Below are 13248 nucleotides of genomic sequence, written 5' to 3'. Positions count from 1 at the left end.
CCCCTTATACGTGTGAAGACAGACTAATGTGGTGAGCGGGCTTGCCCCGCGCGAGGCAAGCTCGCTCACCACAATGACCGAGTTTTACGCGGTTACGAGGACAGGTACGAAGAACGCGTCAGGCCCAGACGCAACGCATCCAGGAACTGGGTACGCTCCGACGCACTGATCTTCGCGCTCGCACACTTGTCACGGTAATGGGTCATCAACTCCTCCGGCGACAAGTGCACATAACGCAGCATGTCTTCGATGGTATCGTGGGTCTCGATACCGGCGCTGTACACCGAACCGTCTTCACGCTGGTAGATGTTCACCGAGTCGGTGTCACCGAACAGGTTGTGCATGTCGCCCAGGATTTCCTGGTAAGCACCGACCAGGAAGATACCCAGCAAGTAGTCCTCACCTTCGTTCAAGCCATGCACCGGCAGGCTGGTCTCGATGGACTGCTCGTCGACGTACTGCTTGATCTTGCCGTCGGAGTCGCAGGTCAGGTCTTGCAGCACGGCGCGGCGCAGCGGCTCTTCATCGAGGCGGTGCAGCGGCAGGATCGGCAATACCTGGCCGATGGCCCAGGTGTCCGGCAGGCTCTGGAACACCGAGAAGTTGCAGATGTACTTGTCGGCCAGCTTGTCGTTGAGTTCGTCCAGTACCTGGCGGTGCGAGCGCTGGCGGGCCTTCAACGAGTTGTGCAGGCGGCGGCACACGGCGAAGTAGCATTGCTCGGCCAAGGCTTTCTCGGCCAGGGTCAGCTTGCCGTCGGCGTACTGGGTAGCCACGTCGCTCATGTAGTGCGTCGCACGCCAGTAGGTTTCGGTGACCATCTCGATGTCGGTCGGACCCAGCAGGTCCACCAGCCATTGCACGGTTTCCGGCAGGGCTTCTTTATTCTCGATCACCGGGATTTCGTCGTTGTGTTTCTCGACGTCGGTGACCTGCACCACCAGCATGGCGTGGTGGGCGGTCAGGGAGCGGCCGCTTTCGGAGAAGATGTTCGGGTGCGGCAGGCTCTGCGCGTCGCAGAATTCCTTGAGCATACCCACGACCACGCCGGCGTAGTCGTCCATGTCGTAGTTGATCGAGCTGGCGTTACGCGAGTGCGTACCGTCGTAGTCCACGCCCAGGCCACCGCCGACGTCGATGTGGTCCACCGGCAGGCCGAGGTTGCGCAGCTCGCCGTAGTAACGGATGGCTTCCTTGAACCCGTGCTGGTAGTCCGCCAGGTTGGCGATCTGCGAGCCCATGTGGAAGTGCAGCAGGCGGATACCCTGGTCCAGGCCCGCCGCGCGGAAGCGTTCGACCACGGACAGCAGTTGCGCCGCCGACAGGCCGAACTTGGATTTCTCGCCACCGGTGTCCGCCCACTTGCTCGATGCCAGCGACGACAAACGCACGCGCAGGCCAACCTGTGGCTTGACCTTGAGGCTGGCGGCTTCTTCGATCACCAGTTCAACTTCGGATTCTTTCTCGATCACGATGAACACGTTGTGGCCGAGTTTCTGGCCCATCAGCGCGAGGCGGATGAACTCACGGTCTTTGTAACCGTTGCAAACGATGGTGCCGCCCTTCGGCGCCAGGGCCAACACGGCCAGCAGCTCAGGCTTGGAGCCGGCTTCCAGGCCAATCGACACGTTCTGGGTGGCGATGATGTTCTCGATCACCGCCTCCTGCTGGTTCACCTTGATCGGGTACAGCGCGGTGTACTTGCTCTGGTATTCCAGGCGCTCGATGTTCGCATCAAAAGCGCCGGTCAGCTGGCGTACACGGTCTTGCAGGATGTCGGGGAAGCGCACCAGCAACGGCAACGACAGGCCGCTCTTGCGCAACTCGTCGACTTGTTCGTACAGGTCGACCGGCGTGCTGTTCGGGCCGTTCGGACGGACTTCAACGCGACCGGCATCATTGATCGCGAAATACCCGGCCCCCCAATGGCGAATCCCGTAAACACTGCGGCTGTCCGCAACTGTCCATTGGCTGCCATCGTCTTTGCGTGTGCGTCGTACGGACATCGAAGTCCCCTATAAATGAAGTCGAAGGCACCGCCCCTATCTGAGGCTGGCGCAGTCTAAAGAATGAAAATGACGATTTGCCTGCGTGCAAGGTAGGACCCCACGCGCAGGACAGAGTTTAGACACAGGTCGGGAAGAGGCTTTCAGCCGCCGGACTTCTTGGCCTTGTACCCGAGCTTGATCAGCTCGGCCAACAGCAACTCGACGTGATCGCCCTGGATCTCGATGACGCCGTCTTTCAACGCGCCTCCGGTGCCACAGCGTTTTTTCAGCGTCGTGGCCAGTTCCTTCAGGGCTTCTTCGGCCAACGGCACGCCGGTGATGGTGGTCACCGTCTTGCCGCCACGGCCTTTGCTCTCGCGGCGTACGCGGGCAATACCGTCGCCTTCAGGGATCAGGGTCTGTTTGCAGGTACACGAATCCACGGGCTGACGACAGTCCGGGCAGTGTCGACCTGCGTCGGTGGAAAATACCAGGCCACCAAGGGCGGCGAAGGATGCGGCTTTTTTGGCCACCGGCAATCCTCTTGGGAGGATGAAGACTGATCGGCACCCGCAAAGCGGTGAACCGACCGCGAAGCCCCACTCAGGCAGGGGCAGCGCTACCGGACCGCCAAGGCGGTTCGGGTGAAAAGTCGCGCAGTGTAACCACAAAAAGCCGACTTGCTAAGAGTCAAATGGCGCCAATTTATGCAACTTTAGCGACGCGAGGCCAGATAACGCCGCAACCCTTCCTGGGCATCCGGGCAGTAAGGCTTTTGCCCAGCCTCCTGCAGGACTGTTTCAAGGGGTAAAAAGCGCGCCTCCATGACCTCTTCCGGCTGTAGACGCAGTGGCCCGTCCCAGACGGCAGAGTAGGAGGTGCACCAGAGCCGGCTGTCGCCATCTTCGAAATAGAAGTGGTCATGTTCGACCAATTCCACGCCACCGACACCCAACTCCTCTTCCAGCTCGCGCGCTGCCGACACGGCATACGACTCTCCTTGCGCCACCATGCCGCCCGCCGCCGTGTCCCAGAAACCGGGGTACAACGCCTTGCTCAGGGTGCGCCGATGCACACACAGCTCACCCTTGGAGTTGAACAGGAATATGAAGGTGCAACGGCCAATCAGGCCGCGCTGGCGAAGGTCGGACCGCACGAGGTGGCCGAGCAGGTGGTCCTGCTCGTCGACCCAGCAGATCAGTTCAGCATCGGAAGCCGCGCGGTGTGCGGCCTCCTTTTGAGTAGCGTCCATCATCAACCCTGGTTGAGGAGCTGACGCAAGTCGATCACTGCAGCGTTGGCCCGGGAAATGTAGTTGGCCATCACCAGCGAATGATTCGCCAGTACCCCGAAGCCACTGCCGTTAAGAATCATAGGACTCCAAACCGGTTCCTGCGAGGCTTCCAGCTCACGAATGATCTGGCGCACGCTGACCGTGGCGTTCTTCTTGGCCAGTACATCGGCAAAATCGACTTCAATGGCACGCAGCAAGTGCGACAAGGCCCAAGCCTGGCCACGGGCTTCGTAGAACACGTTGTCGATCTGCATCCATGGGGTTTCCACCACTTCTTCATCGACCTGCGGCACTTCACCCGGCGCCAGGGCTTCGGTTTTCAGTGCGGTGTTCAGTTTCACCCGGCCGACACTGGCCGACAGGCGTTGCGACAGCGAACCCAAGCGCGTGGCGACGTCGCCCAGCCAGTTGTTCAGGTTGTCGGCACGCGCATAGAACAGCGCGCCGCGCTGGTTCGGGTCGGACAGGCGTGCTTCGTAGCGGCTCAGGGAATTGATGCCTTCCTGGTATTCCGACTCACTGGATGGCAGCACCCAGCTCTTGTTGTCGAAGTTGAAGCGTGGCTCGGCCTTGGCCAAGTCCGCGTCTTCGGCCGACTGCGACTGCGAGCGGGCAAAATCTTTACGCAGGGCGCGGGTCAGGTCACGCACCTGCACCAGCACGCCGTATTCCCAGCTCGGCATGTTGTCCATCCACAGGCCTGGCGGGAAGCGGTCGTTGGAAATGTAGCCACCGGGCTTGTTCAGCAAAGTGCCGACCACGGTCTTGAGGGTTTCGACCGTGGTGTAGCCCACCACCATCTGCTTGCCTTCCTTCTCGGCGGCCAGCTGCGCATTCTGCTGCACCGGAAACAGCGCCGGCTCTTCGCTCCAGTACCAACCCAGGGCGCCGGTGATCAACAGGTACAGGCCGAGCACGCTGAGCACGGCACGGCTCATCAGCACGGTACGAAAATAGCCGCGGTTGGCCGACTTGGGCTCAGGCGCAGGGCCTTTGGCGCTGCCTGCACGGTTTTTCCAGTCCAGCATGGCGATATCCTTTCAATCACTTGAGTTCATGCACTTGAATTGATGGCGTGCGTTCAAACACTCCGACCACAACCCTACCCCATCGTGCCCACCCGTGCGGGGCTTTTCGCCAAACTGGCGCACAGGGGACGTTCGACTATAAAGGATGCACGCTTTTTACGCAGCGCGACCCTCCAGTCAGCAACTGAATGCGACGGGCACGCAGTTTATTGACGTATGACACTCATCCCATCGGAAAGATGGTGCTAGCATAGAGCCATCAGTCGACCTCAGCATGCACCCTAACTAGTAGTCAGGATATGACCGAGCCAGAAGACCCCAGCCGTGAGCGCCTCAAGCAGCATTTTGCCCAGCGGGTAATTCATCAGGCACGTCAAATTCTTGAGATCTGGCAGCGCCTGCAACGCAGCGAATGGTCCGGCGCCGACCTGTCCGAACTCAGCGAGGCCAATTTGCGCCTGCTGCGTTTTGCCGAGCGCTTCGAACAGCCCGAACACGGCCAGTTGGCGCGTCATATCGGTGAATCCCTCAAGGCGGTGGACGAAAACCGTGGCCGCTTGAGCAGCCACCTGATCACCGAACTCAACCGCTTGATGCAGCGCCTGTCCCGTACCGGCCTGCGCCAGGGCGACCAGCTGGAACAAACCTTCCTGCCGCCCATGCGCAAGCCGATCTACGTGATGCTGGCCGATCACGACCGCGCCGAGCGGCTGGCCAAGCAGTTGGAATTCTTTGGCATGAGTGCTCAGTCCCTCGACAGCGTGGCGGCCTTTCGCGCGTCAATGGCCGAGCGCCTGCCTTCGGCGATTGTGATGGACGTAGACTTCTGTGGCACTGGCCTGGGCCTCAAGCTCGCCGCCGAAGCCCAGGAAGGCCTGGAGCAAAAGCTGCCGCTGCTGTTTTTCAGCCTGCACGAAACCGATACCCCGACCCGCCTGGCCGCCGTGCGCGCTGGCGGCCAGGAATTCCTCACCGGCACGCTGGAAGCCTCCAGCCTACTGGAAAAGATCGAAGTGCTGACCTGCGTCGCCCAGTACGAACCGTACAAGGTGCTGATCATCGACGACTCCCGGGCCCAGGCGCTGCACACCGAGCGCCTGCTCAACAGCGCCGGCATCGTCACCCGCACGCTGATCGAGCCGATCCAGGCCATGGCCGAACTGGCGGACTTCCAGCCCGACCTGATCATCCTCGACATGTACATGCCCGCCTGTACCGGCACTGAACTGGCCAAGGTCATCCGTCATAACGACCGTTATGTGAGCGTGCCGATCATTTACCTGTCGGCCGAAGACGATCTGGATAAACAGCTGGACGCCATGAGCGAAGGCGGCGACGACTTTCTCACCAAGCCGATCAAGCCGCGCCACCTGATCACCACCGTACGCAACCGCGCCGCGCGTGCGCGCAACCTCAAGGCGCGGATGGTGCGCGACAGCCTGACCGGCCTGTACAACCACACCCACATCCTGCAATTGCTCGAAGACTGCAGCTTCCGCGCGCGCCGCGAGAACAAGCCGTTGAGCTTTGCCATGCTCGATATCGACCACTTCAAGCGGGTCAACGACAGCCACGGCCACCCCATGGGCGACCGCGTGATCAAGAGCCTGGCGCTGTTTCTCAAGCAGCGTCTGCGCAAGACCGATTACATCGGGCGCTACGGCGGTGAAGAGTTCGCCATTGTGATGCCGGATACCGACTTGGAATCGGCGTGCAAAGTGCTGGATGAAATCCGTGGGCGCTTTGCCGAAATCCACTACCCCGCCCAACCCCAGGACTTGTGGTGCACCTTCAGCGCCGGGCTGGTGGAGCTATGCGATGGTTCCGACAGCCTGATGATGGCAGCCCAGGCCGACGAGGCGCTGTACCGCGCCAAGGATGCGGGACGCAACCGGGTGCAAGCCGCGCGCACGTCAAAGCAAAGTGCCACCTTTTCACCAGAATCCACTGATTCGGTCATAACCCTGTAATGAAAACGCAATAACTTCAGGCACTTATCTTTTGCTGTCGGTTGAAACCACGCATGCGCCTGAAGCTGCTGACCAATCTCAACACCCTTCTTCTGGTGGCCGTGTGCCTGGCGCTGGGCGCGACCCTGTGGTGGTCGCAGCGCGCGCTGGAACGGCCGTATTTGCTGATGGAGCGCTACCTGGGGTTGTCCCAGACGTTCCAGAACCAGGCGGCGCGCAATATCGACGACTACCTGTCCAGCGGTGATGCCCTGCGCTTGAGCAGCGCCAGCCAAAGCCTGGAAAGCCTGTTGCAGCACCTGGATGAGTTGCCGGCGGACCTCGCGCAAAACCTGCGCCCGAGCCTGGTGGACCTGGATGCGTTCAGCAAGACCGACTTGCTGGCGGCCGGCAAACTGGCGGGCGACCCGCAAGCCTTGTTACTGCAGGCCGAGCGCGAGTTGGGCGCGAACCTGGAGCAATTGAGTCAGTACGCCATCGGTGTGAACTCCGCTGAAGCAGCCCGTTATCTGCCGCCTTTGCTGGCTGCGTCGCAGCACCTGGGCAAACTGTCGCTGGCCCGCGACAAGCTGGTGAGCAGTGGGCGCGCGGAACTGGCCGATGATGTGGAGCGCGAAGTCGGTAGCATCCGCAGCCAAGCCGATGTGCTGGAAACGCTGCCGCTGCTGGGTGTGAAAGCCAGTGCCGAATCCAGCGCCGACGACTTTTCCGCGCTGATGGGCCTGGAAAACACCGAGAAAACCGAAGCCCAGGACACAGGCGTCGACCTCAAGCGTGAACTCAACAGCCTGCTCACCCGCTACCCCGCCGAACTCAAGCGCACCCGCGAGCAGATCCAGCAACGCACCGACCTGGCCGCCAAGACCCACCAGAAAATCGACACCGTGCAGCAAGCCATCGCCGGTCTGGAGCCCGTAGTGCGCGCGCAGCACGGTAAGATCCAGGGCGAAGTGCGCCTGATGCAAGGCGTGATGATCGGCCTGATCCTGCTGATCGCGCTGCTGATCGACACCCTGCAACGCCGCCTGGCACGGGTGCTGACCAACCTGGCACCGGCCCTGTCCACCTGGGCCGAGGGTGATTTCAGCCAGCCGATTGCCCTGGGCAAGACCAACCGCGAGCTGCACGACATTGAAGCTTCCCTGAACCGTCTACGGGCTTACCTGGTGGATTTGGTCGGCACCATTCGCGGCAATGCCGAGGAAGTCGCCGGCAGCAGCCGTGCGCTGGCCGAACTGAGCAGCGGCCTGCACGACGGCGCCGAACGCCAGGCCGGGGACACCGCGCAGATCCGTGATTCGCTGGGCGAACTGGAAGCAACCATCCAACAAGTCGCGGGCGATGCCAGCCAGGCAGCAGGCGCCAGTCGCAGTGCTGGCCAGGCCGTGGAACAGGGCCAACGTGTGATCGGCCTGAGCCTGACCGGGCTGCATGCCCTGGTGGGCGAAGTACAGCAGAATGCGCAGATGATCGAAAAACTCGCCGAAGAGTCCGCCACCATCGGCGGCGTGCTGACGGTGATCCGCTCGATTGCCGACCAGACCAACCTGCTCGCCCTCAACGCCGCCATCGAGGCCGCCCGTGCCGGTGAGGCCGGACGTGGTTTTGCCGTGGTGGCCGACGAAGTCCGCTCCCTGGCCCAACGCACCGCCGGCGCCACTGCAGAGATCCAGGCCCTGATCGCCGGCCTGCAAAGCGCCGCCCATCAATCGGTGCAAGGCATGCGTGCTCAGGTCGAGCACGCCGAGGCCACCGCCCAGCAAGCCCAGGCAGCGGACGGCGCGCTGGATGAAATCGTCGGGGCTATCCAGACCATTTCCGACACCGCCGTGCGCATCGCCGATGTGACGGCACAGCAGAGTGGCGCCGTCAGTGAGATTCGCGACAACAGCGAGCGGATTCACCAGTTGGGTGAGGACAACTTGCTGCGAATCGGCCAAGGCCGCAGCCAAGGTGAGCACTTGCTGGTGCTGGGTGGGCAGCTCAACACCGCCGTGCAGGCGTTTCGTGTGTAACTGACCGAATCCGGCCTCACAGTCACAAATTTCGCGCTATCCTCGCTAATCGTGCTGCCTACTGCATAGAACTGGACAGTCACAAAGGCTTTGCGGCATAGTCGCCGGGTTCTGCCGTACCCACATCAATAACAAGGAACAGCCGATGGCGACCTTACTGGTTCTTCACGGACCCAACCTGAACCTGCTCGGCACCCGTGAACCGGGCGTCTACGGGGCAGTCACCCTGGACCAGATCAACCTCGACCTGGAACGCAGGGCGCGTGAAGCCGGCCACCATCTGCTCTACCTGCAAAGCAATGCCGAGTACGAATTGATTGATCGCATCCATGCCGCGCGTGGCGAAGGCGTGGACTTTATCCTGATCAATCCCGCCGCTTTTACACACACAAGCGTTGCATTACGTGACGCATTGCTGGCGGTGAGCATCCCATTCATCGAAGTGCATTTGTCGAACGTGCACAAACGCGAAGCTTTCCGCCATCACTCCTACTTCTCCGACGTAGCGGTAGGTGTGATCTGCGGCCTTGGCGCCAGCGGTTACCGACTGGCCCTGGAGGCCGCCCTGGAACAACTTGAACAACCGGCCAAGCGCCCCTGACCGACCCTTGGGAGTTGATGATTCATGGATATCCGTAAAGTTAAGAAACTGATCGAACTGCTGGAAGAATCCGGTATCGACGAGCTGGAAATCAAGGAAGGCGAAGAGTCCGTACGGATCAGCCGCCACAGCAAGACCCCGGCCCAACAGTTCTACGCGCCACAGATGCAAGCACCGGCGCCGGCTGCTGCTCCAGCCGCCGCACCTGCTGCTGCCGCTGCACCTGCCGCTCCAGCTGCACCTGCGCTGAACGGTTTCGTGGTCAAGTCGCCAATGGTCGGTACCTTCTACCGCACCCCTGCACCGACCTCGCCAGCCTTCGTTGAAGTCGGCGCAACCGTGAAAGTGGGCGACACCATCTGCATCGTGGAAGCGATGAAGATGATGAACCACATCACCGCGGAAAAAGCCGGCGTCATCGAATCCATCCTGGTAGAAAACGGTCAGCCGGTTGAGTACGACCAGCCGCTGTTCACCATCGTTTGAACCGCGGAGCGCCTTCGATGTTGAAACCTGCGAAGAAACTGCAAAAAGTCCTGATCGCCAACCGCGGCGAGATCGCGCTGCGTATCCTGCGCGCCTGTAAGGAAGAGGGCATCAAGACCGTCGCTGTTTACTCGACGGCCGATACCGAATTGATGCACGTGAAACTGGCGGACGAAAGCATCTGCATCGGCCCGCCACTGGCCACGAACTCGTACCTGAAAGTCTCGAACATCATCGCGGCCGCGGAAGTGACCGGCGCTGATGGCATCCATCCTGGCTACGGCTTCCTCGCGGAAAACGCCGATTTCGCCGAACAGGTGGAAAAATCCGGCTTCGCCTTCATCGGCCCGAAAGCCGAAACCATTCGCCTGATGGGTGACAAGGTTTCGGCCAAGGACGCCATGATCGCGGCCGGCGTGCCAACCGTTCCAGGTTCCGACGGCCCGCTGCCGGAAGACGAGGAAACCGCTCTGCGCATTGGTCGCGAAGTCGGCTACCCGGTGATCATCAAGGCCGCCGGTGGCGGTGGTGGTCGCGGCATGCGCGTGGTGCACAAGGAAGAAGACCTGATCGAAGCGGCCAAGCAGACTCGCTCCGAAGCGGGGGCCTGGTTCGGCAACCCGATGGTCTACCTGGAGAAGTACCTGACCAACCCACGTCACGTGGAAGTGCAAGTACTGTCCGACGGCCAAGGCCACGCCATCCACCTGGGCGACCGCGATTGCTCGCTGCAACGTCGTCACCAGAAGGTTCTGGAAGAAGCTCCGGCACCGGGCCTGGATGAAAAAGCGCGCCAGGAAGTACTGGCTCGTTGCGTCAAGGCGTGCATCGACATCAACTACCGTGGCGCGGGCACTTTCGAGTTCCTGTACGAGAACGGTCGTTTCTACTTCATCGAGATGAACACTCGTGTGCAGGTAGAGCACCCGGTGTCGGAGATGGTCACCGGTATCGACATCGTCAAGGAGATGCTCAGCATCGCCGCCGGCAACCCGCTGTCCTTCACCCAGGACGACGTGAAGATGCACGGCCACTCCCTGGAGTGCCGCATCAACGCCGAAGACCCGAAAACCTTTATCCCAAGCCCTGGCCTGGTCAAGCATTTCCACGCGCCCGGCGGTAACGGCGTACGTGTGGATTCGCACCTGTACAGCGGCTACAAGGTTCCGTCCAACTACGACTCGCTGATCGGCAAGCTGATCACCTGGGGCGCCACCCGCGACGAGGCCATGGCCCGTATGCGCAACGCCCTGGACGAAATCGTGGTTGACGGCATCAAGACCAACATCCCGCTGCACCGGGACCTGGTCCGCGATGAAGGCTTCTGCGAAGGTGGTGTGAACATTCACTACCTGGAACACAAGCTGGCTAACCAGTAAGTGCTCCAACCAACAAGGCCGCCTTCGGGCGGTTTTGTTGTTTCTGAAAGGCAGTACAATTTCTGTGGCGAGCGGGCTTGTTGTGGTGAGCGGGCTTGCCCCGCGCTGGGTGGCGAAGCCGCCCCAAAGCCTGCCGACGCGTTTCACCTGGATGAATGCGGTGTCTGGATTAGGGCCGCTTCGCGCCCCAACGCGGGGCAAGCCCGCTCACCACAACAAGCCCACTCACAGCAAAAGCCTCCCTCGCCACAGATCATGCGCTCGCGTAAACTCCCGCGCTTTCGCGACAGATGTAGTCGCACATTCATTTTTTCAAAGGTGCCCGCCATGCCTTGGCTGCAAGTCCGTCTCGCCATCAGCCCAGAACAAGCCGAAACCTATGAAGACGCTTTCCTTGAAGTCGGCGCCGTTTCAGTGACCTTCATGGACGCCGAAGACCAGCCGATCTTCGAACCTGAACTCAACACCACCCCGCTGTGGTCCCACACCCATTTGCTGGCCCTGTTCGAAGACGGCACCGATGCCGCCGCCGTGCTGGCCCATATGGAACTGCTCACCGGCGGCCCGCTGCCGGAGCATCACAGCGAAGTCATCGAAGACCAGGACTGGGAACGCAGCTGGATGGACAACTTCCAGCCGATGCGTTTCGGCCAGCGCCTGTGGATCGTGCCGAGCTGGCACGCCGCGCCTGAGCCAGACGCGGTCAACCTGCTGCTCGACCCAGGCCTGGCGTTCGGCACCGGCACCCACCCCACCACCGCGCTGTGCCTGGAGTGGCTGGATGGCCAGGACCTGACCGACAGCCACGTGCTGGACTTCGGCTGCGGCTCGGGGATCCTGGCGATTGCCGCCCTGTTGCTGGGCGCCAAGGAAGCCGTGGGCACCGATATCGACGTGCAGGCCCTGGAAGCCTCCCGCGATAACGCCGGACGCAACAATGTCCCTGAAGGCAAATTCCCACTGTATTTGCCTGAAGACCTGCCCCAGGTGCAGGCCGACGTACTGGTCGCCAACATCCTCGCCGGCCCGCTGGTGTCCCTGGCGCCGCAATTGTCGAGCTTGGTCAAGCCGGGCGGGCGCCTGGCGCTGTCGGGCATCCTGGCCGAGCAAGGCGAAGACGTCGCTGCTGCCTACGCCAAGGATTTCGAGCTGGACCCGATCGCCAACCGCGATGGCTGGGTACGCATCAGCGGTCGTCGGCGCTAGAATGAGCGCTTGCCTGAATCGGATAGCCGCATGACCGACAGTTTCGTCACCCAGTGCCCGCACTGCCAAGCCCGCTTTCGCGTCAACCACGCTCAATTGAGCGTGGCCCGTGGCGTGGTGCGCTGTGGCTCATGCCTGCAAGTGTTCAATGCCGCTCGTCAGTTGCTGGAGCAGCGCGGCCAGGCGTCCGCGCCTGAGCCGCAAGTGCCAGAAGTGCCGGCAGAGCTGACGCCGGAGCCCGCGCGAGCCATCAGCCAGAAGCGGTGGACTGCCGAAGAGCTGGACCTGGACAACCTGGACCTGGACGAAGAACTGGCCAAGCTGGAACGCCGCGAGATTCAGCACACGTTGCCGATGGGCGCAGATCGTCGCCAGCCCGGCACCGACCGCCGCCAAAAGGAAGAATCCTTCAGCGCCAGCCGCGACACGGTCAAGGCCGAAGAAGAGAAATGGGCGGCGAGCCTGTTCAGCGAGCCGCCTGAAGAGCGCATTCACGTCACTGAAGACGCGCCCGATCCTGCGACTCAGCAGCGCACCGAACCCTCCATGTCGTTCCACACCGACGATATCGACGATGAGCCGCCACTGCGCTCAACGCCCGACGATGACGACATCGACCCGCCGTTTACGCCGCTGACCCAATCGGCCGATGACGTAGAACCCGAAGAACGCCCCAAACCCCGTCGCAAGCGCTCGCGCGCCGAAACGAGCGTGCAAGACGACCAACTGTTGGACCTCGAAGACGACCCGCTGCACCTCTACGCACAAAAGCGCCCGTCGGGCTGGGGCCGTCGCCTGGTCTGGCTGTTGCTGGTCCTGATCGCCGCCGGCGGTCTTGCCGGCCAGTACATCGCCTATCAATTCGACGACCTGGCCCGCCAGGACGCCTATCGCCCGTGGTTCCAGCAATTGTGCCCCACACTGGGTTGCACCGTGCCATCACGGGTCGATATCGCCCACATCAAGAGCAGCAACCTGGTGGTACGCAGCCACCCGGATTTCGCCGGGGCACTGGTGGTGGACGCGATCATCTATAACCGCGCGACCTTCTCCCAGCCCTTTCCGCTGCTGGAGCTGCGGTTTGCCGATTTGAATGGCAGCCTGATTGCCAGTCGTCGCTTCAAGCCCGCCGAATACCTCAGCGGTGAGTTGGCCGGTGTTAGCGAAATGCCCTCGCAAACCCCGATCCATATCTCCCTGGACATCCTCGATCCCGGCAACAAAGCCGTGAATTACAGCCTGAGCTTTCACTCGCCCGAGTGAATCGGTTCGTGCATTGAG

The 13248-nt window shown here is 61.7% G+C and carries 11 protein-coding genes; 7 read left to right on the top strand and 4 right to left on the bottom strand.

Going from position 1 to position 13248, the window contains the following annotated elements; genetic code table 11:
* Positions 1 to 92 precede the first annotated feature (92 nt).
* The 4 genes from speA to OZ428_RS03760 all read right to left on the bottom strand — a co-directional run bounded on the left by speA (position 93) and on the right by OZ428_RS03760 (position 4220).
* Complete coding sequence (gene speA, locus OZ428_RS03775) at positions 93 to 2006, bottom strand: arginine decarboxylase (protein WP_033897339.1); 1914 nt, start codon at positions 2004 to 2006, stop codon at positions 93 to 95.
* Positions 2007 to 2149: 143 nt separating this feature from the next.
* Positions 2150 to 2521, bottom strand: coding sequence for a translation initiation factor Sui1 (locus OZ428_RS03770; protein WP_012722004.1), 372 nt, complete (start codon positions 2519 to 2521; stop codon positions 2150 to 2152).
* Between the two features lie 182 nt (positions 2522 to 2703).
* The gene (locus OZ428_RS03765) at positions 2704 to 3240 is read right to left on the bottom strand and encodes an NUDIX hydrolase (protein WP_061435152.1); all 537 of its coding nucleotides are present in this window, start codon (positions 3238 to 3240) and stop codon (positions 2704 to 2706) included.
* Positions 3241 to 3242: 2 nt separating this feature from the next.
* Positions 3243 to 4220 carry a DUF2333 family protein gene (locus tag OZ428_RS03760; protein ID WP_442964832.1) on the bottom strand — a complete coding sequence of 326 codons (978 nt, stop codon included), beginning with the start codon at positions 4218 to 4220 and terminating at the stop codon, positions 3243 to 3245.
* A 389-nt stretch (positions 4221 to 4609) separates the two neighbouring features.
* On the opposite strand from OZ428_RS03760, the gene OZ428_RS03755 reads away from it, so the two are divergent.
* From OZ428_RS03755 to OZ428_RS03725, 7 genes are all read left to right on the top strand, one after another.
* Positions 4610 to 6280, top strand: a complete 1671-nt coding sequence (locus tag OZ428_RS03755; RefSeq protein ID WP_033897341.1) for a response regulator — start codon at positions 4610 to 4612, stop codon at positions 6278 to 6280.
* A gap of 1466 nt (positions 6281 to 7746) precedes the next feature.
* Complete coding sequence (locus OZ428_RS34575; RefSeq protein ID WP_442964831.1) at positions 7747 to 8295, top strand: methyl-accepting chemotaxis protein; 549 nt, start codon at positions 7747 to 7749, stop codon at positions 8293 to 8295.
* Between the two features lie 145 nt (positions 8296 to 8440).
* On the top strand, positions 8441 to 8896 hold the full coding sequence (gene aroQ / locus OZ428_RS03745; protein ID WP_010213488.1) for a type II 3-dehydroquinate dehydratase: 456 nt from the start codon (positions 8441 to 8443) through the stop codon (positions 8894 to 8896).
* Between the two features lie 24 nt (positions 8897 to 8920).
* Positions 8921 to 9382, top strand: a complete 462-nt coding sequence (accB, locus tag OZ428_RS03740; RefSeq protein ID WP_017136744.1) for an acetyl-CoA carboxylase biotin carboxyl carrier protein — start codon at positions 8921 to 8923, stop codon at positions 9380 to 9382.
* A 17-nt stretch (positions 9383 to 9399) separates the two neighbouring features.
* Positions 9400 to 10761 carry an acetyl-CoA carboxylase biotin carboxylase subunit gene (gene accC, locus OZ428_RS03735; protein ID WP_010213490.1) on the top strand — a complete coding sequence of 454 codons (1362 nt, stop codon included), beginning with the start codon at positions 9400 to 9402 and terminating at the stop codon, positions 10759 to 10761.
* A 327-nt stretch (positions 10762 to 11088) separates the two neighbouring features.
* Positions 11089 to 11967 (top strand): 50S ribosomal protein L11 methyltransferase, encoded by an 879-nt coding sequence (gene prmA / locus OZ428_RS03730; RefSeq protein ID WP_038844717.1) that lies wholly within the window; start codon positions 11089 to 11091, stop codon positions 11965 to 11967.
* A gap of 30 nt (positions 11968 to 11997) precedes the next feature.
* Positions 11998 to 13230 (top strand): DUF3426 domain-containing protein, encoded by a 1233-nt coding sequence (locus OZ428_RS03725; protein WP_269132739.1) that lies wholly within the window; start codon positions 11998 to 12000, stop codon positions 13228 to 13230.
* Positions 13231 to 13248 lie beyond the last annotated feature (18 nt).

This window comes from Pseudomonas sp. GXZC (genome assembly GCF_026967615.1).
Lineage (GTDB): Bacteria > Pseudomonadota > Gammaproteobacteria > Pseudomonadales > Pseudomonadaceae > Aquipseudomonas > Aquipseudomonas azotoformans_A.
Note: the sequence above shows the minus strand (reverse complement) of the source record. Positions and strands in the feature narration are given on the sequence as shown.

Coding starts and splice junctions, on each gene's coding strand:
- OZ428_RS03755 (WP_033897341.1), top strand. CDS start 4,610: ATGACCGAGCCAGAAGACCCCAGCCGTGAGCGCCTCAAGCAGCATTTT.
- aroQ (WP_010213488.1), top strand. CDS start 8,441: ATGGCGACCTTACTGGTTCTTCACGGACCCAACCTGAACCTGCTCGGC.
- accC (WP_010213490.1), top strand. CDS start 9,400: ATGTTGAAACCTGCGAAGAAACTGCAAAAAGTCCTGATCGCCAACCGC.
- OZ428_RS03725 (WP_269132739.1), top strand. CDS start 11,998: ATGACCGACAGTTTCGTCACCCAGTGCCCGCACTGCCAAGCCCGCTTT.
- speA (WP_033897339.1), bottom strand. CDS start 2,006: ATGTCCGTACGACGCACACGCAAAGACGATGGCAGCCAATGGACAGTT.
- OZ428_RS34575 (WP_442964831.1), top strand. CDS start 7,747: ATGATCGAAAAACTCGCCGAAGAGTCCGCCACCATCGGCGGCGTGCTG.
- OZ428_RS03765 (WP_061435152.1), bottom strand. CDS start 3,240: ATGGACGCTACTCAAAAGGAGGCCGCACACCGCGCGGCTTCCGATGCT.
- prmA (WP_038844717.1), top strand. CDS start 11,089: ATGCCTTGGCTGCAAGTCCGTCTCGCCATCAGCCCAGAACAAGCCGAA.
- OZ428_RS03760 (WP_442964832.1), bottom strand. CDS start 4,220: ATGAGCCGTGCCGTGCTCAGCGTGCTCGGCCTGTACCTGTTGATCACC.
- accB (WP_017136744.1), top strand. CDS start 8,921: ATGGATATCCGTAAAGTTAAGAAACTGATCGAACTGCTGGAAGAATCC.